Origin of the sequence: Kribbella capetownensis, assembly GCF_004331485.1 — a bacterium.
Classification (GTDB): Bacteria; Actinomycetota; Actinomycetes; order Propionibacteriales; family Kribbellaceae; genus Kribbella; species Kribbella capetownensis.
This window is the reverse complement of sequence record NZ_SJKD01000006.1, coordinates 201,691-221,474: the sequence shown is the minus strand read 5'-3', so window position 1 is coordinate 221,474 and position 19,784 is coordinate 201,691. Positions and strand designations below refer to the sequence as shown.

General features: G+C 68.0%; 15 protein-coding genes. 8 read left to right on the top strand and 7 right to left on the bottom strand.

Annotation, left to right across the window (positions count from 1 at the left end; all coding sequences use genetic code 11):
- Nucleotides 1–62 precede the first annotated feature (62 nt).
- Nucleotides 63–1,619 carry an exo-alpha-sialidase gene (locus E0H75_RS25945; RefSeq protein ID WP_131516261.1) on the top strand — a complete coding sequence of 519 codons (1,557 nt, stop codon included), beginning with the start codon at nt 63–65 and terminating at the stop codon, nt 1,617–1,619.
- 2 nt (nt 1,620–1,621) lie between these two features.
- Here the strand turns inward: E0H75_RS25945 and E0H75_RS25940 are convergent, their stop codons facing one another.
- From E0H75_RS25940 to E0H75_RS25925, 4 genes are read right to left on the bottom strand one after another with little or no spacing between them, the layout of a single operon-like run.
- Nucleotides 1,622–2,467, bottom strand: a complete 846-nt coding sequence (locus E0H75_RS25940) for a hypothetical protein (protein ID WP_202873177.1) — start codon at nt 2,465–2,467, stop codon at nt 1,622–1,624.
- A complete protein-coding gene (dgoD, locus tag E0H75_RS25935; protein ID WP_131516260.1) occupies nt 2,461–3,606 on the bottom strand; it encodes a galactonate dehydratase in 1,146 nt (381 codons plus the stop codon). Before dgoD ends, E0H75_RS25940 begins: the two co-directional genes overlap by 7 nt.
- Nucleotides 3,603–4,388, bottom strand: coding sequence for a FadR/GntR family transcriptional regulator (locus E0H75_RS25930; RefSeq protein ID WP_238163281.1), 786 nt, complete (start codon nt 4,386–4,388; stop codon nt 3,603–3,605). Before E0H75_RS25930 ends, dgoD begins: the two co-directional genes overlap by 4 nt.
- A gap of 10 nt (nt 4,389–4,398) precedes the next feature.
- Complete coding sequence (locus E0H75_RS25925; RefSeq protein ID WP_238163280.1) at nt 4,399–5,136, bottom strand: SDR family NAD(P)-dependent oxidoreductase; 738 nt, start codon at nt 5,134–5,136, stop codon at nt 4,399–4,401.
- 205 nt (nt 5,137–5,341) lie between these two features.
- On the opposite strand from E0H75_RS25925, the gene E0H75_RS25920 reads away from it, so the two are divergent.
- From E0H75_RS25920 to E0H75_RS25900, 5 genes are read left to right on the top strand one after another with little or no spacing between them, the layout of a single operon-like run.
- Nucleotides 5,342–6,625 carry an ABC transporter substrate-binding protein gene (locus E0H75_RS25920; RefSeq protein ID WP_131516258.1) on the top strand — a complete coding sequence of 428 codons (1,284 nt, stop codon included), beginning with the start codon at nt 5,342–5,344 and terminating at the stop codon, nt 6,623–6,625.
- Nucleotides 6,622–7,572: a carbohydrate ABC transporter permease gene (locus tag E0H75_RS25915; protein ID WP_238163279.1), complete on the top strand. Its 951-nt coding sequence runs from the start codon at nt 6,622–6,624 to the stop codon at nt 7,570–7,572. Before E0H75_RS25920 ends, E0H75_RS25915 begins: the two co-directional genes overlap by 4 nt.
- On the top strand, nt 7,569–8,390 hold the full coding sequence (locus tag E0H75_RS25910; RefSeq protein ID WP_131516257.1) for a carbohydrate ABC transporter permease: 822 nt from the start codon (nt 7,569–7,571) through the stop codon (nt 8,388–8,390). The genes E0H75_RS25915 and E0H75_RS25910 overlap by 4 nt, the downstream gene beginning before the upstream one ends.
- Nucleotides 8,387–10,390, top strand: a complete 2,004-nt coding sequence (locus E0H75_RS25905; RefSeq protein ID WP_131516256.1) for an alpha-galactosidase — start codon at nt 8,387–8,389, stop codon at nt 10,388–10,390. The genes E0H75_RS25910 and E0H75_RS25905 overlap by 4 nt, the downstream gene beginning before the upstream one ends.
- A gap of 32 nt (nt 10,391–10,422) precedes the next feature.
- The gene (locus E0H75_RS25900; RefSeq protein ID WP_131516255.1) at nt 10,423–12,498 is read left to right on the top strand and encodes an NPCBM/NEW2 domain-containing protein; all 2,076 of its coding nucleotides are present in this window, start codon (nt 10,423–10,425) and stop codon (nt 12,496–12,498) included.
- A gap of 283 nt (nt 12,499–12,781) precedes the next feature.
- On the opposite strand, the gene E0H75_RS25895 is transcribed toward E0H75_RS25900, so the two are convergent.
- On the bottom strand, nt 12,782–14,389 hold the full coding sequence (locus E0H75_RS25895; RefSeq protein ID WP_131516254.1) for a beta-N-acetylhexosaminidase: 1,608 nt from the start codon (nt 14,387–14,389) through the stop codon (nt 12,782–12,784).
- Nucleotides 14,390–14,613: 224 nt separating this feature from the next.
- Here E0H75_RS25895 and E0H75_RS25890 point away from each other — a divergent pair, with 224 nt between their 5' ends.
- Complete coding sequence (locus E0H75_RS25890) at nt 14,614–16,380, top strand: bifunctional metallophosphatase/5'-nucleotidase (RefSeq protein ID WP_131516253.1); 1,767 nt, start codon at nt 14,614–14,616, stop codon at nt 16,378–16,380.
- Nucleotides 16,381–16,422: 42 nt separating this feature from the next.
- Entirely contained in the window at nt 16,423–17,964 is a 1,542-nt protein-coding gene (locus tag E0H75_RS25885; RefSeq protein ID WP_131516252.1) for an alpha/beta hydrolase, read from the top strand.
- A gap of 44 nt (nt 17,965–18,008) precedes the next feature.
- Here E0H75_RS25885 and E0H75_RS25880 read toward each other — a convergent pair whose 3' ends face one another.
- Both E0H75_RS25880 and E0H75_RS25875 read right to left on the bottom strand, forming a co-directional pair.
- A complete protein-coding gene (locus E0H75_RS25880) occupies nt 18,009–18,578 on the bottom strand; it encodes an OsmC family protein (RefSeq protein ID WP_131516251.1) in 570 nt (189 codons plus the stop codon).
- Nucleotides 18,579–18,597: 19 nt separating this feature from the next.
- Entirely contained in the window at nt 18,598–19,770 is a 1,173-nt protein-coding gene (locus E0H75_RS25875; protein WP_131516250.1) for an NAD(P)/FAD-dependent oxidoreductase, read from the bottom strand.
- Nucleotides 19,771–19,784: the final 14 nt, after the last annotated feature.

Here is a 19,784-nt window from a genome sequence, read left to right as displayed (position 1 = left end):
TCCTATATCCTCGGAGCACCGCATCGTGAAGTGCCAAGCAGCTCACCTGGAGGCATCCGCCCATGCCCAGATTCCGAGCCCTGATCAGTTCCGCCGCGGCGATCGGCTTCGCCGCCGCCGGGTTGACCGTACCCGCCGCGCCCACCGAGGCGGCCATCACCCAGACCGTGCTGTTCAACAAAGGCGACGCCGGCTACGGCTGCTATCGCATCCCCGCGATCGTGAAGACCAAGGCGGGCACTCTGCTCGCCTTCGCCGAGGCCCGCAGGTCGTACTGCGCCGACTCCCAGGAGATCGACCTGGTGATGCGCCGCTCCGACGACGACGGCCGCACCTGGTCGCCGGCCCAGACCGTGCTGTCCGGCACCGACTCCGACCCGAACGCGATCGCCACCCGCGGCAACCCGGCGCCGATCGTCGACTACGAGACCGGCCGCATCGTCCTGCTCACCACGATGGACCCCGGTACGACGACCCGCCCGCGGACGCCGTACCTGCAGTTCAGTGACGACGATGGGAGAACGTGGAGCAAGCCCAGAAATATCGGTGATCAAATCGACGATCCGGCCTGGGGCTGGTACGCGACCGGGCCGGTGCACGGCATCCAGTTGACCCGTGGTGCGCACGCCGGGCGGCTGGTCGCAGGTACCAACTACGACAACGGAGCCGGGAAGAACGCGGGCCAGTTGGTCTACAGCGACGACCACGGCGACACCTGGCACAAGGGTGCGACCGACCTGCGCTCCGACGCCACGCCGCAGGAGATCAGCGTCGTCGAGAAGGTTGACGGCGGCATCTATGCCGGTGCCCGGAACAACGCCGGCAGCGCCGGAGCCAGCCGGATGTTTGCGGTCAGCAACGATGGTGGTCAGACCTACGTGGCGCCGTACGCGACGATCCCCGGACTGACGACACCGACCGTACAGGGCTCGCTGCAACGGTTGCGGGCGGTCGATCGCGGTGACAAGTACAACCGCATCCTGTTTGCTGCACCGGCTGATCCGGAACGGCGCCGGTACATGACCATTCGGTCCAGCTTCGACGAGGGCAAGACCTGGCAGTCCGTTGCCGATGGCACCAGGATCACCAGCGACTGGTCCGGGTACTCCGACCTGGCGATCCTCGACACCGGCGAGATCGGCCTGCTGTACGAGGGCGGCACGGTCGACGCGCGGGACCAGGTCCGCTTCGCGCGCTTCACCGAGGACGACATCGGTCACCCGGACGCGCCGCTCGGCACGATCACCCCGGACGTCTCGGGTCTCGGCAATAACAGCTACCTGCGCGGCGGCACCACCTCGGTCGCCGGCAAGTTCGGACAGGCCCGTGACCTTGACGGAGTCGACGACGCGATCCAGCTCCCGCTCGCCGAGTCGCTCGTAGTCGGCGCCGGCGGAACCCAGGCCGCGTCGGTCACCGCACCACTCGGCTCGGTCAGCCCAGGTCGGCCGTTCAAGATGTACGTCGGCCAGCGGCTCGACGGCGCGCACCACTTCGACGGGTCCTTGGACGAGGTTCGTATCTACAAGCGGGCCCTCACCGCGACCGAGCTCAACAGCATCCGCACAACCAACAGCACGTCGGTGCCGAACGCCGTACTCGATCTGCCGCTCGAGTGACATCAGACTGGCCTGGCGGAGGCGGTCAACCGCCAGGCCAGTTCACCACTCGCGGGTACGACGGCAGCGTCAGCCGGCCCAGCCTCGGCCAGGTCGAACACGCGACCCAGCATCGGCTCCACGCCCAGACTCCGGTACGGCGCTTCGTCCGGGAAGCCGGCCAGGTTGCGCCACAACGCGATCGAGACTGGTTGCCCTGGGCAACTCAACGTCCAGGTCAGCTCCGCGCTGCGGTCCACGACGCTCACGGTCGCGAGGTCGATGAGGATGGCACCGACGGCCGTCGCGTCGGATGGTCCGTAGGTGCCGAGATCGATCCCGCCCGGCCGCGGCCAGGTCGCGGTGATCCACGGTGCGTTGTCGGGCCATGGGCCGGGCAACTGGCCGGCGGCTTCGGGGTAGAGGCGACAGTCGGTGCCGGAGGGCGCTGAGATGGTGGCGCCGACGGCGCAGTCGAGAAGTGCGTGAGCCGCCCAGATGAAGCGGAAGCCAGGTGGGGCTTGCAACCTGTAGTCGACGGCAACAGTTTCCGCGTCGCCCGTGAACGTCCGAGTCAGGGTGGCGTCGGCGTAGGTGACGGAGGTTTCCCAGGGCTGGTTCCACAGGCCGCCGTGGTCGGGGGTTCCACGGACGGTGGGGAAGCACTCGTCCAGCCCGCCGGCGTCGGTGAAGGCCTCGTGCCCTGTGCGGGGACCATTCAGCAGACCGGGTCCGGACCAGAGCCACTCGCGGCCCGCGAGCCGGAGCGAGGTCCAGCGGCCGCCATCGGCGTCGTCGACCGGCACCGAGCCGACGGACTCGCCGCGCCGACCCGACCCGCACCCACGACCGGTGGGCTCGCTCACCATTCGGCGAAGGAGCCGTCTGGGTGGGTCCAGACGGGGTTGCGCCAGGCGTGACCGGTTTGGTCGGCGGCGCGGACGGCGGCTTCGTCGACCGTGATTCCCAAGCCAGGCAGGGGATTCCACTCCGCATGACCGTTGATCCAGGTGAACGGTGCCGGGTCCACGACGTACGAGGTGAGGTCGTTCGCAACGTTGTAGTGGATGCCCCGGCTCTGCTCCTGGATCAGGAAGTTCGGAGTAGCGAACGACACCTGCAAGCTCGCTGCCAGGGAGATCGGCCCGAGCGGACAGTGTGGCGCCAACAGGGAGCCGTGAGTGTCAGCCAGCACCGCGATCCGGCGCAGTTCGGAGATCCCGCCCGCATGGGAAACGTCCGGCTGAACGACCGCGATCCCGGCGTTCAACGGCGCAACGAACTCGGAGCGGTGGTACAGCCGCTCGCCCAACGCCACCGGGACCGTCGAGCTGCCGACGACCTCCGCCAGATGCACCATGTGCTCCGGCAGGACCGGCTCCTCGACGAACATCGGCTGCAGCCCCTCGACCGCGTGCAGAATCCGTCGAGCCCCGGCAACTCCGACGCGACCGTGCAAGTCGATCGCGACATCACGCGAGTCGCCCAGCGCCTCCCGGGCAGCGGTCAACCGAGTGACGATGCCGTTGATCTCGGCAGCCGACGGCGACGGCTGGATCTGCCCGCTGCCGTTCATCTTCACCGCGGTCATGCCGGCCGCGACCTGCTCGCCGATCTGATCCGCGATCGCGGACGGCTCGTCGCCACCGACCCAGGCGTACACCCGGACCCGATCGCGCACCCGTCCACCGAGCAGCGCTGCGACCGGAGCGCCGTACACCTTGCCGGCAATGTCCCACAGCGCATGGTCGATGCCGGCGACCGCGCTGCTCAGCACCGGACCGCCGCGGTAGAAGCCACCCTTGGTCAGCACCTGCCAGTGCCGCTCGATCTGCAGCGGGTCCTGGCCGATCAGGTACTCCGACAACGTCTCGATCGCGGTCCGGACGACCTCGGCGCGTCCCTCGACCACGGGTTCGCCCCAGCCGACCACGCCGTCGCTCGTCTCGATCCGGCAGAACAGCCAGCGCGGGGGGACCAGGAAGGTCTCGATTCTCTCGATCTTCACGCGCGCCGCCCACGCGGCTTCGACCCACGCGCCTTCGACCCATGCGCCTTCGACCCATGCGCCTTCGACCCACGCGGGGCGGATCCGCGGACCTCGGTGAGGTCCTCGGCCGCCTTCGCCAGCAGTTCGCGCATCGCCTGCTCGGCGGCGACCGGGTCGTGCGCCCGGACGGCGTCGACCACGCGGCGGTGGCTCGGCAACGGATCGTCCGACGGTTTCACCTTGTGCACCAACCGGTCGCGGTCAGCCAGGCCGGTCTCCATGATCACTTCCATCTTGGTCAGCAGTTCGTTCCCGGTCGCCGCCAGCAGCGCCCGGTGGAACGCGAGATCGGCGATCGCGGCGGCGACGTCGTCGGTCGCCGACGCCATCTCCTCGAGCGCGGCGTCCAGGGCGGTCAGGTGTGAGTCGTCGGCCCGGAGCGCGGCCAGCCGGGCGGCGGCCGGCTCAACGATGCCGCGGACCTCGTGCAGCTCCTCCAGCAGTTCCGGTCGTACGTCGTCGTCGAAGTGCCAGCGGATCATGTCCGCGTCGAGCAGGTTCCAGTCCGACCGGGGCCGGACGAACGTGCCGCGCTTCTGCCGTGCGTCGACGAGGCCCTTCGCGGTCAGCACCTTGAGCGCCTCACGGACGGCGGTCAGGCTGACACCGAGGTCGGCCTGCAGGTCCGGCACGTTGATGGTCGAGCCCTCCGGGATCTGCCCGGACAGGATCCGCTGCGCCATCACCTCGACGATCTGGCCGTGCAGTCCCCGCGTCACGCCGCGCTGAATCCCCGTCACACCGTTCTCCTCACGCCGAGTCCTTCACCGCGGACCAGCCGCCGTCGACCACCAGCGTGGTGGCGGTCACGTACGACGCCTCCGACGACAGCAGGAACGCGACTGCCTGAGCCACTTCGTCCGGTTGCCCGAGCCGGCCGACCGCCGTCGCCTTCGAGCTGCGTTCGCGGCTCTCGGCGTCGACACGGTCCCACATCGCGGTCTCGACCGGGCCCGGAAGCACGGTGTTCACCCGGATCGAACCGCCGTACTCGACCGCGAGCTGGCGTCCGAGTGCGACCAGGGCACCCTTGGTCGCCGCGTACGCCGGATGGCCGGGAAGGCCGGCGAGTGCGTGCACCGAAGACATCAGTACGACGGATCCACGGCCGGCCGCGAGGTCGTCGTACAAGGTCTGGAAGCCGAGGAACGCGGCGGTCAGGTTCACGTCGAGCTGCCGTTGCCAAGACGGCGGCGACAGTTCGTGGGCCGGCTTCACGTCGAGGAAGACGGCGTTGCTGACGAGGCCGTCGATCGGACCGAGCTCGTCACGGCCGCGGGACCGGACCTCGGCCCACGTGTCCGGCGACGAGACATCACCGAGTACGGCGATCGCCCGGCCGGGCACCTCCTTGCACGGGTGTACGTCGACCTGGACCACGGACGCGCCCTCGGCGAGGAAACGCTCCACGCAGGCCGCACCGATCCCGGACGCGGCACCGGTCACCACGATCACCCGCCCACCCAGCCGCACGTGCGCCTCCTCCACAGCCCAGCTCCACCCAAGCATCCCGGGCAGAGCTTTCCAACGATGAACGAGGCACCAGTTGACCGTGACGGCGAGGTCAGGTCAAGCGATTTGCTCGTAATTTACGAATTAATATTGACACCTGCGACCGTCCGCCGCAAGATCGTCCGCAACACACCACTCACTCGACTGGCACGCTGGTCGAGCAGATCTCAGGAGTTTGGGTATGACGGGTCTGGCAGCAGATCGACGGACTTTCCTCAAGGGACTCGGACTGCTCGGGGCGGCCGCCCTGGTGCCCGGGTGCGCGACCTCGACGAGCAGTCCGGGCAGCGGCAGCGCGGCCACTGGTGAGCTTTCGCTGCAGTCGAACCTCTCCAGTGAGCAGGCCAAGGCCGCGATGGAGAAGGTCGTTGCTGCGTACAACAAAACCGGCGGATCCCAGGTCAAGCTGAACACGGTCGCGGCGGAGATCTTCCGGACCCAGCTGCCGACGTACCTGACGTCGGCCAACCCGCCGGACGTCTACACCTGGTACGCCGGGTCGGTCGCCGACTCGTACGCGAAGAAGGACCTGCTGCTCGACGTGTCGAGCGTGTGGGACAGCATGACGAACTACCCGAAGTCGATGCAGACGCTGTCCACCAGCAGCGCCGGGCAGAAGATCTTCGTGCCGACCAGTTACTACTGGTGGGGCATGTTCTACCGCAAGTCGAACTTCGCCAAGTGGGGCGTCACGCCGCCGAAGACCTGGGCGGAGTTCGTTCAGGTCTGCAAGACGATCCAGAGCAAGGGCATCCCGCCGATCGGCATCGGCCTCGGCGACACCCCGTGGGTCGCGTCGGCCTGGTTCGACTACCTGAACATCCGGATCAACGGCGCGCCGTTCCACCGCCAGTTGCTGGCCGGGCAGGGCGACTTCACCGACCCGAAGGTGAAGGCGGTCTTCACCAAGTGGCGCGAGGTGCTGCCGTACTTCGACCCGAAGGGCAAGTCGTTCCCGTTCCAGGAGGCGACGTCGGCGCTGCTGGCCGGCAAGACCGGGATGTTCCTGATCGGCACCTTCTTCGCCGACTCCGCGCCGAAGGACGCGCTGGACGACATCGACTTCTTCCAGTTCCCGATCATCGATCCCGCCGTACCGGTGGCCGAGGAGGCGCCGACGGACGGGTACTTCGCCTCGAAGAAGGCGAAGGATCCGGACGGCGTGAAGAAGCTGATGACCTGGCTGGCGACCGCCGAGGCGCAGGAGATCTACGTCCAGAGCTCCTCCGGTACGGCGATCCCCGCGAACCCGGACGGCAAGTCCGCGGACACGCCGCTGGTGAAGAAGGGCAAGGCGATGATCGAGGGCGCGGCGGAGCTGACCCAGTTCTTCAACCGCGACTCTAGTGACGCACTCCAGCCAACGGCTGACGCCGCCCTGACCAAGTTCCTGGACAAGCCGGACCAGATCGACCAGATCCTCAAGACCTGGCAGACCGCGGCTGAGAAGGTCTTCAAGGCGTGACTTCCACCTTGACGCAGACAGCTCCCGGCCGGCCCGCGCCACGGGCCGGCGGGGGAGCGTCACGACGTACCAAACGCTCCGGCCCTCGGCGGGTCTCGCCGTTGATCCTGGCGTTCGTGCTGGTGCCGTTCGCGATCGAGGCGGTGTGGGTGTTCTGGCCCGCGCTGCAAGGGTTCTGGCTGGCATTGACCAACTGGGACGGGTTGTCGGCGCCGTCGTTCGTCGGCTTCGGCAACTTCAGCGACATGGTGTCGGACCCGATCTTCCGGACCGCGCTGAAGAACACCGCGATCTGGCTGGTGCTGTTCGGCGGGCTCAGTGTGATCGGCGGCTTCGGGATGGCGTTGCTGCTGCAGCGCGAGCGTCGCGGTGTCGGCATCTACCGCGCCGCGCTGTTCACCCCGGTGGTCTTCTCGCTGGTCGTCACCGCACTGATCTGGCGGGTCTTCTACCAGCCCGATGGCTTGGTCGACACCGTGTTCCGCTCTGTTGGCCTGGGCAACTTCGTCCGGCCCTGGCTGGCTGATCCGGACACCGCCCTGTACGCCGTCATCCTGCCGGCACTGTGGCGGCAGATCGGGTATGTGATGGTGCTGTACCTGGCCGGTCTGAAGGCCGTCGACCCCGCGCTGTACGAGGCCGCGAAGGTGGACGGCGCGTCGGCCTGGCAGCGGACCCGATTCGTCACGATCCCGCAGCTCAAAGGCGTGAACTCGGTCGTGCTGTCGGTGATCGTGATCGACTCGCTCAGATCGTTCGACATCGTCTGGTCGATGACCAAGGGCGGTCCGTACCACTCGTCCGAGCTGCTCAGCACGTACATGTACTCGACCGCGTTCCAGTCGACCCAGCTCGGCTACGCCTCCGCCCTGGCCGTCGTGATCTTCCTACTCGCCCTGGCCGTGATCCTCGGCTACCTGATTCGTGCCTTCCGGGACGAGACATGAACCGCCTGAAGACGTCGGGCTACCACGTGGCGATGGGGCTGGTCTCCATTCTGTGGGTTGCCCCGATTCTCTGGGTGATCGTGATCTCGTTCCGCAGCTTCGACGATGTGGCGGCGAACGGGCTCGGGTCGCTGCCGCATTCGTTCACGTTCTCGACGTACAAGTCGGCGTGGCAGGACGCGGACGAGTTCCGGGCCTTGATCAACAGTCTGCTGGTGACGATCCCGGCGGTGCTGCTGAGTCTCGGGCTGGCGTCGATCGCGGCGTACGGGCTGGCGCGGTACAACATCCCGTTCCGGCGGACGATCCTGTTGCTCATGCTGATGGGGAATCTGCTGCCGCCGCAGATCCTGCTGATCCCGATCTCGCGGTTCGTCGAGCTGATCGGGTACTACGACACGCTGATCGCGCTGATCGCGGTTCATGTCGGGTTCGGGCTCGGGTTCTACACGTTCGTGCTGCATGGGTTCATGCGGGATCTGCCGCGGGAGATCCAGGAGGCGGCGACGATCGATGGTGCCGGGCCGGGGAAGATCTACGCGAGTGTGATCCTGCCGCTGACCCGGCCCGCGCTGGCGGCGCTTGGTGCGCTGTCGTTCACCTGGATCTTCAACGACCTGCTGTGGTCGATCACCGTGATCCGGTCCGGCGAGAAGATGCCGGTCACGCCGGCGCTGCTGGGTCTCCAGGGTCTGTTCGTCTCGTCCTGGAACGTGATTGCGGCCGGCACCGTGATCGCTGCGGTTCCCACGGTCGCGGTCTTCCTCCGCTTCCAGAAGCACTTCGTCGGTGGGCTCGCCATCGGAGCCGTCAAGTGAAGACGTGGACGTTGCACGGTTCAACCACGTCGTACGTCGTCGGCGTCCCCGACCACAACCAGTGGGCCCAACTGGTTGCCTGGGGCCCCCACGCGGTCGCGGACGGCCCGTCCATCCTCGCGCTGGAGGGCACCGAGCACTTCCTCCCACGCCCGGATGTAGAACCCCTCGAGTACGCCGTCCGCGGAGTCCGCTACGCATCCCCGGTGGACCTGGTGGTGAGTGGCCCAGACGGCTCAGACGAGCTCCGCCCAGTGTTCACGGAGGCAGCCCCTGGTGAGAACGCCCTGGGGTTGACGTTCGTGGACTCGGTGCGGGAGCTGCAACTCGTGCTGCATTACCGCGTCGTGGGTGATGTTGTTGAGCGGTGGGTTTCGATCCACAACGACGGCGCCGGCGAGCTGCGGTTGCAGCGGCACGACTCGGCGGGGTTCACCGTGCCTACGTCCGGCGGCGCGACGGTGAAGTACCTGTGGGGTGAGTGGAACAGCGAGTTCCAGCAGGCCGAGGTCACGCTCGAGCGCGGCCGGTTCACGATCGGCAGTGCCCAGGGGATCACCGGGCACTCGTACTCACCATTCCTGTCCGTCGAGGACGGAGGTACGGCGTATGGCGTCCAACTCGCATGGAGTGGGTCGTGGGAGCTGAGCGCCGACGTCGACACCACCGGACAACTGCGGATCCAGGCCGGAAGACTGTCACCGAGTCTCGGGATCACGCTGGGACCGGGACAGACCTGGGTTTCGCCGAAGGCGGTCGGGGCGTGTAGTGCGGAAGGTGCCGACGGACTGGCTCGTGTCTTCCACACCTACGAGCGATCCCTGTCGAGGCAGCTCACGCCGAAGGTGCTGTACAACTCCTGGTTCGCCACCGAGTTCGACATCCGCGCCGACCACCAGCTGGAGCTCGCCCGACGCGCCAAGAGCATCGGTGTCGAGACGTTCGTGGTCGACGACGGATGGTTCGTCGGTCGCTCCGACGACACCGGCGGCCTCGGCGACTGGGAGGTCGACCCCGCCAAGTTCCCGAACGGCCTGGACGGATTCATCGCCGACCTGACCGACATCGGCCTCGACTTCGGTCTGTGGGTCGAGCCCGAATCGGTCAGCCCGAAGTCCGAGCTCGCCGCGAAACACCCCGAGTGGATCCTCCGCACTCCCGGCCGCGACCCGGTCCTGATCCGCAACCAGCTCCTCCTCGACCTGAGTCGAGACGACGTCGCCGACTTTATCTGGACCACGCTCGATGGCCTGCTGTCGGCGTACCAGATCAAGTATCTGAAGTGGGACGCCAACCGTCCCCGACTGGACTCCGGCGACCAGCGGCGGGACCTCGACGGTCGCGTCGTCACCAACCTGTACGCGATCCTCGACCGCCTTCGCGCCGAGCACCCTGAGGTGTACGTCGAGGGATGCGCGGGCGGCGGCGCTCGCGTCGACCTCGGAATGGCCGCGTGGGTCGACACGCTCTGGCCGAGTGACAACACCGCTGCGCTGGATCGGCTCAGGATCCAGCAAGGCTTCCGCACCGGTTTCGCGCCGCACCTGATGAGCTCGTGGGTGACCGATGCCGTCGGCACCCATGACGGACGCGAGCGATCCCTGGACTTCCGGTTCCACGTCGCCATGGCCGGCGTACTCGGGATCGGCGCCGACCTGTCGCGATGGAACGACGAGCAACTGGCTACCGCGACACGACACATCGAGCAGTACAAGGGCATCCGCGAGCTGGTTGCCGACAGCAAGGTCTACGGACTGTCCGCCGGCCTGCAGTACCTCGGTACGACGCGGTCCGTCGTCTTCCTCTGGCAGACCGGCGACGAGAACGTGCGCGGGACACTGCCGACGAGGCCGCGACGCGTGCCGCTGGCAGGCCTGGATCCCGCGAAGAACTACCGGGTGGGCGACGAGGTTCACCCGGGCAGCTATCTGCTGCAGGTCGGCGTCCGGTGGGACGGCTCGACCGACTCGAACTGCCTGGTCGTCGAAGCCCTCGACTGACCGTTCCGCTCAACGGCAGCAAAGGACAACAGATGAAGCGACTACTGGGTGGGGTGATCGCCGCGGCACTGGTGGCCGCCGCGTTCGCGACCACCACGACAACCCAGGCTGTGGCGGCTCAGGCCACAGCTGAGGCCCCAGCTGCGGTGCTCAGCCCGACGCCGTACATGGGCTGGAACACGTACTACGGACTCGGTGGTGAGTTCACCGAGGACACGATCAAGTCGGTCGCCGACTCGCTGGTGAGTCGTGGGCTGGCCAAGGCCGGCTACGACATCGTCTGGCTGGACGGCGGTTGGCAGGCTGATCAGTCCCGCAGCGACGCCGGCGACCTGGTCCCGAACCCGGCCAAGTTCCCGAACGGACTGAAGCCGCTGGTCGACTACATCCACAGCAAGGGGCTCAAGGCCGGCATCTACACCGACGCCGGTCCGTACATCCCGGGCAAGTGCGGCCTCGGTAGCGGCGGCTACTACCAGCGCGACGCGGACCAGTTTGCCGCCTGGGGCTTCGACGCCGTCAAGGTCGACTACCTGTGCGGCATCGCGGCGAACCTGGACCCGAAGACCGTCTTCACCGAGTTCGCCCAGGCGTTGCGCAACAACGCGAGCCACCGGCCGATGATCTTCAACCTCTGCAACCCGGTCACCTCGCCGGACTGGGGCAACTACCCCGAGTCGCAGCAGTCGATCTTCTCCTGGTCGTACGCACCGGGGATCGCCCAGTCGTGGCGGACGTACACCGATGTCGGCTTCCAGGGCGACATCAAGTTCAAGGACGTACTGCGCAACTACGACGCGAACGCACGGCATCCCGAGGTGGTCAAGCCAGGTGCGTTCAGCGACCCCGACTACCTCGCACCCGAGCTCGGCATGACGGACGAGGAGTTCCGCTCCCAGCTCACCCTGTGGGCCGTGGCCGCGGCACCGCTTGTGGTCGGCAGCGACATCCGCAAGCTGAGCGCGACGACGATCTCGATGCTGACCGATCCCGACGTACTCGCGATCAACCAGGACCGGGCCGCGGTTCAGGCCGTCCGGGTGGGTGCCGCGGGAACGACGGAGACGTGGGTCAAGCGGCTCGCTGACGGTAGCCGCGCCGTGGTACTGCTGAACCGCGGTGACAGCGCGAAGACGATCACGACGACGGCTTCCGCGGTCGGTCTGCGGGGTGCACGGTTCACCCTGAAGAACGCGTGGACCAACAAGGTCACCGAGAGCGCGGGCACCATCAGCGCGGCGGTTCCGGCGCACGGTACGGCGCTCTTCCGGGTCGAGCCGGCTCGTGGCGTGCCGGGGATTCCGCATGTTACTGCCGGTATTCCGCAGGTGACGAACGTCGGCACCGATGTGCAGCCCGACGGAGTCGCTCCGGTTGTTGCCGGTGGCGACGAACTGACGGTGCAGGTTGCCGTCCGCAACGACGGTCTGCTGCCGGTGCTCAAGCCGGCCGTGACAGTTGCCGGTGGCACCGGTTGGACCGTCAAGTCGTTGACCAAGGCTGCGATTCTGTTGGCCGGCGGGCAGCAGGCGACGTACCGCTTCACTGTGAAGCTGCCCGCCAACGCCGCACCTGGATCCGCGAGCCTCACCGCGTCGACGTCGTACGACACGATCAGGTACGGCGTACAGCGTCAGTCGACTGTGTCGCCGGTGGTCGTGGCTCCGGTGCCGCCGACAGGGACCGTTCCGCTGTCGCATCACGAGTGGATCAGCGCGACCAGCGGCTGGATGTCGCCGACCGTTGACGAGAGTGTCGGTGGCGGATCCCCGATCAGCCTCATGAGTACGACGTACCCGACTGGTATCGGCGTCGCGACGCCGTCGACGGTTCGCTACTACCTGGGCAAGTCGTGCTCTCGGTTGACCGCGACGGTTGGTATCGACGACGCGGTGCGCAACGTCGGGCCGGAGGGTGGCACCGCGACCTTCCAGGTGATCGGCGACGGCAAGGTCCTGTACGACAGTGGCGTAGTCGACCGGGACAACCCGAAGCCGATCGACGTCGACCTGACCGGCGTCCGCGTCCTCGACCTCTTCGTCGGCGACGCCGGAGACGGCGGCTACAACGACCGCGCCGACTGGGCGGCACCGACCGCAACCTGCTGAGTTCGTAGTACGTCGGAGGGCAGATCGCCAGCGGTCTGCCCTCCGGTGGTTCTCCGCAGGCGGCCGGTTGCGGGCTGCCGCCCGCCCGGGTTGGCGCCGGGCCAGATCATCGACCGGTGGTGTACACGCCGACAGGTAGTGCACCTGCGATACACCGTACACAGGAGCGCACCTGCGCTCAGCTGCACTATGAACAGCCCAACACCATCTGTCCATCTGCACGCCGGAGCGGCCGCGAGCCCCGCGATGACAGGAGCACGCACAGTGGACCCGTGGGGTTGACCTAGGCCCAGTCGATCTCGACCGAGCGCAGAAATCTCCACCCGCGTTGTTGCCAAATGGTGGATTGGCGACCGAGACGGGCGGCGTACTCGGTCCAGTCCGTGGACGTCTGGCGTGACCAGGCCTTTTCTGCCGCGCCGGCAAGCCGGGGGAGGAGCATGAACTCCAGTTCGTCGGCGGTTGCGATGGTCTCGCACCACACAGCCGCCTCGACGCCGGCGATCTGCGCGTCCGACTCGACTCCGGGCGTGTTCTCGACCGGGTCCCATTCGATGCCGTCGCGGATGGACGCCGCCGGGTAGACCGGCAACCCGACGCGCTTTCGCAGCTCTTCCTGCGCGGCGTCCGACGATGCATCGGCGTGTGGTCGGTCGAAGTACAGCCAGGTGGTTGGCGAGACGAGCAGCCGTGAGCCTTGGGCGAGTGCGCGCGGGGCATCGTGCGCTGCCTTTTTCAGCCCCTCGGCAAGGATCGGCAGCAGCTCTGCCGGAACCATCGAGCTCACGGCGTCGTAGTCCATCGACTCGACTTCGTGGACGTCCATCCAGTACTGCACTACTTCGTCGGAGCCGATCGAGGCGCGGGCGATCTCCTGCCACCCGACGACCCGCTTCCCGCGGGCGCGAACGAGCTCGACGGCTCGTTCGACGAAGGCGGCATGGGCCTCGTCGGGCATGCCGAACGCCTCGTCTCCGCCGATGTGGACGTACGCGCTCTGCGGGAACTGCGGAATGACGGCGGCCAGGACGTCATCGACGAACGCCCAGGTCTCCGGGCGGTCGGGGTCGAGGGTGCTGAGCTGGAGGCTGGCCCCGTTGCCGAGATCGATGGAGCGAACCTCGCCCGGCGCAAGCTCGGGGTACGCGCGGAACACGGCCGCGGTATGACCGGGCATCTCGATCTCCGGGACCACCGTCACGAAGCGCTCGGCGGCGTACGCCACGAGCTCGGACATCTCGGCTCGGCTGTAGTGACCGCCAGGACGGTCACCGATCGCGCCGTCGGCGCCGATCTCGGTGAGCGCCGGGCGGGACGGGACCTCGATCCGCCAGCCCTGGTCGTCGGTGAGGTGGAGGTGCAGCACGTTGAGCTTGTACAGCGCGCACATGTCGATGACGCGGCGGACCACCGTCGGCGGGTGGAAGGTTCGGGCGACGTCGAGGGAGAGCCCGCGCCACGTGAACCGCGGCCCGTCGATGACACGGGCCGTCGGCAAAGCTGCACTGCCATCCTGCGCGTACGCCGTGATCAGCTGCCGGAGCGAGGTGAGGCCGCGGTGCACCGCCTCCGCTGTCGGACCCCACACGCGCACGCCCGCGCTGGTGATCTCGAGTCCGTACCGCTCGTCGGCGAGGTCCTTGCCGTCGGCCCGTAGACCTGAAGCGGGTGCGACGTCGTCGATGCCGGCGCTGTCGATCAGGACCGTGATATCGGCCGAAGCGGCGAGGGAGAGCGCGATGCCGGCGTCGATCTGAACGTCCTCGACGAATCGTGCGGCGAGATCGGCGAGCTCGGCCGACTGGACGACGATGCCCAGACCGTCGCCGATGACGAACGTCCCGGCAGAGGTGGTGGTTGCGGCAGGGGCGGGGATCAGCGGGAGATTCATCAGGCTCCTGACGGGCGAGGTGGTGGCCGGAGGCTTCGCGGGACCACCGGCCACCACGGTGGTATTTGATCAGATCTTGTGAGCGGCGGGCAGGGGGTGTCTCGGCGGGCAGGGTGGATTCCTTCGAGGTTCAGAGACTCGCCGTTCGATGGTGACATCTTGTTCAGGGTGAGGCAGTCTCCTTCTGTCGGGAAGTGCTTGTTTCGACATTTGAGGAGACAATTGTGCGCAGAGTACGCCGCCCACGCGCCCTTGCCGCCGGACTCGCGGTCCTGCTGGCCGCCGGCCTGGCCCCGCCGGCCGCCCAGGCCGTTACCACATCGGTACCGGTGCAACTGGTCTCGATCACCGACTTCCACGGCTACCTGCGGCCGCCGTCCCCGGCCGACGGCGGCACCATCGCCGGCCCCGGCGGGACCACTCAGGTCGTCGGCGGAGCGGCGTACCTGGCCACGCATCTGAAGAGCATCCAGGCCGGTCACGCGAACTCGATCTTCTTCGCCACCGGGGACAACTTCTCCGGCTGGCCGTTCGAGGTGGACGCGCACGCGGACGAGCCGACGATCGAGGTGCTGAATGCGCTCGGCGTCGAGTTCTCAGCCGTCGGCAACCACGAACTCGACATCTCGAAGAGCTTCCTGGTCGACCACATGACCAAGGGCAAGTGCTTCGGCACGGTCGGCGTCGACAGTTGCTTCACCGACTCCACCGGCCGCCGGTTCCACGGTGCCGACTTCGAGTTCCAGTCGGCCAACATCGTCGACGCCAAGGGCCGTACGATCGTCGCGCCGTACACGATCCGCTGGGTGCGCGACCACGGCCGCAGCTACCCGATCGGCTTCATCGGGATGACTGTTCCGGACACTCCGGTCGGCTCGACGTCGTACCAGCCGGACCTGACCGCGCTCGACCCGGTCGAGTCGACGAACCGTGCCGCGGCGGAGCTGACCCGCAAGGGCGTGAAGGCGATCGTGCTCAACATGCACGACGGTGGTACCGACGCGTCCGCGACGTACAACGACTGTGTGAACCCGACCGGTCCCGCGGTCGACCTCGCGCGCAAGGTGACGCCGCAGATCGACGCGATCGTCACCGGTCACTGGCATACCGGCTTCAACTGCAGCATCCCGGACCCGGACGGCAACCCGCGGCCGGTCGTCGAGGCCGCGAACCATGGCCGGCTGATCAACGAGATCAACCTCCAGCTCGACGGCCGCACCGGTGAGGTACTGCGTGACAAGACCACGTCGACCAACCACGCCGTCACTCGCGACGTCACGCCCGACCCGAAGATCCAGAAGATCGTCGACTACTGGGCCGCCGCCGGTGACCGCAAGTACGCCGAACCGGTCGCGACCATCACCGGCGACTTCACCCGTACCGCGAACGCGGCCGGCGAGAGCACGCTGGCCGACCTGGCCGCTGACGTCCACCTGTGGACCGCCCGGCAGAACGGCACAGCCGACCTCGGCATCATCGCGGCCAAGCCCGCCATCGGCAGTACGGCGTTGCGTGCCGACCTCCTGGTTGCCAACAGCAACAAGCCGGGTGATGCCGACGGCCGGGTGATGCTCGGTGAGTCGTGGGACGCGTACGGGTACGGCAACCCGGTCCTGACCGTGAGCCTGACCGGCGCGCAACTGGACGCCGTACTCGAGCAGCAGTGGCAGACGCAGACCGACGGCACGGTGAAGTTCGCGCCGCTCGCGGTGTCGGGCAACGTCAGCTACTCGTTCGACGCGAATCGGCCGGCCGGTGAGCGCGTCGACCCGGCCGACGTGAAGATCGACGGCGCGGCTCTCGATCCGGCCAAGACCTACCGGGTGGCCGCACTCGCCTACACAGTGATCGGCGCCGACGGGTACGCGGCGTTCAAGAGCTACACCGACCCGGTCCGCAACAACACCGACCACGAAACCTTCGCGGCGTACCTCAAGGCTCACAAGACCTTGACTCCGGCGCCACTGACCCGGATGACCCAGAAGAACTAGTCAGCCGACGACGCATCCGGTTTCCGGTGGCATAGTCGGTATGTGGTGCTCACGTTCGATGGGGATCTGGAGTTCGACCCGGCGTTGTTCGAGATTCGCCGGGCCGGAGTACCGGTGCCACTGGAGCCGCAAGCGTTTGATGTTCTGGCCTATCTCGTCTCGCACCGTGACCGGGTGGTGGCGAAAGAGGAGTTGATGGACGGGGTCTGGGGCGGCCGCTTCGTCACCGAGGCGGCCGTCACCAGCCGGATCAAGCAGGTACGGCGCGCGCTCGGCGACGACGGTCACAGTCAGCGGATGATCCGGACCCTGCACGGCCGGGGCTACCGTTTCGTCGCGCCGGCCGCGACGCGGACCGAGCCACGGCCGGTCGAGCCCGTCCGCTACACCGTCAGCGATGGTCTCCACATCGCGTATCAGGTGACCGGCGGCGGTGACGTCGACATCGTGCTGATCTCCGGGTTCGTGTCGCACCTCGAGCTGGACTGGGCCGATCCACGGCATGCCCACTTCCTCCACCGGTTGGGGACCTTCGGCCGGCTGATCCGGTTCGACAAGCGTGGTACCGGGATGTCGGACCGTCCGTCCGATCTGCCCGACATGGAGACGCGAATGCACGACGTACTCGCCGTGATGGACGCGGTCGGGTCCCGCCGGGCCGTGCTGGTCGGGTACTCCGAAGGCGGGCCGATGGCGATCCTGTGCGCTGCGGCGCATCCGGAGCGGGTTGCGGGACTGGTCGTGTACGGCACCTGGGCCAAACGGGTGTGGTCGCCGGACTATCCGTGGGCGCAGACACAGGACGTCCGCGAGGCGTACACAGAGTTGCTCGTGAACAAGTGGGACTGGGAGGCCGACATGCGGCTGCGCTGCCCGTCGGCCGACGTACCGATGCAGCGCTGGTGGGCCCAGCGCATGCGGGCCTCCGCGACGCCGTCGACGATCCGGGCGCTGATGGACATGAACTCACTCGTGGACGTTCGGGACGCCTTGCCGGCGGTGCGGGTTCCGACCCTGGTGATGCATCGCGTCGGCGACGGGCTCATCGATGTCGGCGGCTCGCGGTACATCGCCGACCGCATCCCCGGCGCGCGGCTGGAACTGCTCGACGGTGACGATCACTTCGTGTCGGGCGATCCGGACCAGCTCCTCGACCCGATCGAGCGCTTCGTGCACGACCTGCCCGGGGCGGCCGGTCAGGTGCTCGCGCTGGCCGCCGTGGCCGTGCCGGCCGGGCCGGGGGCCGGTGACCTCGCCGCCAGTCTGGTCGCGGCCGGAGGACGCCGGTGCTCAGGGCCCGGCGACCGTGCGGTGGTGCTGTTCGACGGACCAGCGACCGCCGTACGCGCGGGACTCGCCCAGATGCACAGCGCGGACAAGCTCGGTGTCGCGATCGCGGAGGTGCCGCGGGACGAGACCGAGCTCGACGCGTACGGCGTACAGGTCGCGATCGGGCTGGCCGACCAGGCGACGCTGGGATCGCTGTGGCTCAGTCCGGCGGTGCGTGATCTGCTCGCCGGTTCGGGCGTCGTGACCGAGCCGGTCGACGGCTCCGACGTGTTCCGGGCCGTCGCCGCGCACTGACAGCCGGCCCACCCCCGAGCGACAGACCGGCTGCTGTGTCCTGATCAGGCGGTGGCGACGTCGATCGACACCGGAACGCCGTGCGTGATCACGTCGTACACGGCCGAGCGTTTCCTCGACTGCGCGACCAGGGCCCGCAGTACTTCGGCCTCGGCGTCACCCTTGACGTGGAAGACGACGCGGATCGCCTCGTACCCGTTGCGCACGTCGGGGTCGAGCCCGAGGATGCCGAGCAGGTTGATGTCTCCCTCGACCGTCGAGGTGACCTCCTCGAGGTCGATCCCACGGGCCGCGGCGATGTTCGCCAGCCCACTGGTCAGGCAGGCGGCGAGTGCGTGCAGCAGGTGCTCGGCCGGTGTGGGTCCGTTGTCGTTCCCGACCAGTACCGGCGGGTGGTCGGCGTCGAAGGTGAAGTCCGCCGGTCGCGTGTTCTCCTGGCCGGCGCCGTAGAACCCGTTGATCGTGCCCTGGTTGTGGGTTCCGCTGATCCATCGATTGGTCGCGCGGAACTGGAAGCGGGCGATCTCGGGCTGGGCCTTGACCGCATCGAGTGTGGCGAAGAGCGTCGCGGTGTCGACGCCGTTGCGCCGGTTGTCGGTCGTGGAGGTGGTCATGGTGCTGTTCCTTTCAGGATCAAGCGGCTGAACTGGTGGCCTCGCGGTCGGGAAAGGAGGCCAGTCGGTCGGCCTCTTGTTCGAGAGCCTCGCTGAGCTCGATCTGCAGTTCGACGAAGCGCTGCGGTGGCGGAAAGGCGGTCAGCGCGCGAGTCAGGTCGAAGACCTCTCGCGCCATCGCGTCACGAGTGTTCTGGTACGCCGCCATGGCCGCCGGCTCGACCGATGCGTCCCGCAGACCGTTGCCGATCGCATCGGCCAGCAGTTCGGCATCCCGGAACGCGTCGGTGATGCCGTGCCCGGTGATCGGATCCCGGTGGTAGCCGGCATCGCCGACGAGCGCCCACCCCGGTCCGTGTGCCTGGCGCCGGAAGTTCGGCAGGTTGGCGATCCCCCGCAGCCGTGCGGCGATGCGGCCGGCGCGGACTTGGCGACCGAGATTGGGCACAAGCAGTTCGAGCTGCTCGACGAAGGCCGCGCTCCGCCCGGATCCCGCCGTACGGATCGGCTCCAGGAGATCCGTCGGCCGGATCAGCCAGACGCAGGCCTGGCCGTCATGCGTCGGGAAGACACCGGCGAACGTGTCCGGCGCGATGTGGAACTGGTAGGTGTCCGGGGCGAGTCCGGTCACATAGGTGTAGAAGACCGCGCACGGTGAGATGAACCGCTCCAGCGTCTCGGCGCCGGCGTACCCGGCCAGGCGCGACTGCCGGCCGTCGGCGCCGACGACGATGCGGGCGGGCAGCTCGACGCGGTCGCCGTTCGCCGAGTGGCCGACGATGCCGGTGACCCGCCCGTGGTCCGATCGCTGCAGGCCGGTGACGGTCACGCCGGTCCGGAGCCCCGCGCCTGCCTCTACCGCGGCGTCGGCGAGCAGGCTGTCGAGCACCCGCCGGCGTGGCGCGACCAGCATGTCCACGCCGGCCCGCTCCTTGATCCGCCGGGTCTTCGGCTCACCCTCGATGTCGAACGTCACGTGGGTGACTGCCGGTGCGCCGCTCGCGAGGACGCGATCGAGCAGCCCCCAGCGGGACAGCTGCACCACTCCACCGCGGATCAGCCCGTGGGTCGACAGGGTGTCGCTGGGCAGTCGTGCCTTGTCGACCATGACGACGTCGTGGCCCATCCTCGCCAGCAACATCGCGGTGGCCGCTCCGGCGCACCGTGCCCCCACCACCACAACGTCGTACATGGTCTCGGCCCCCT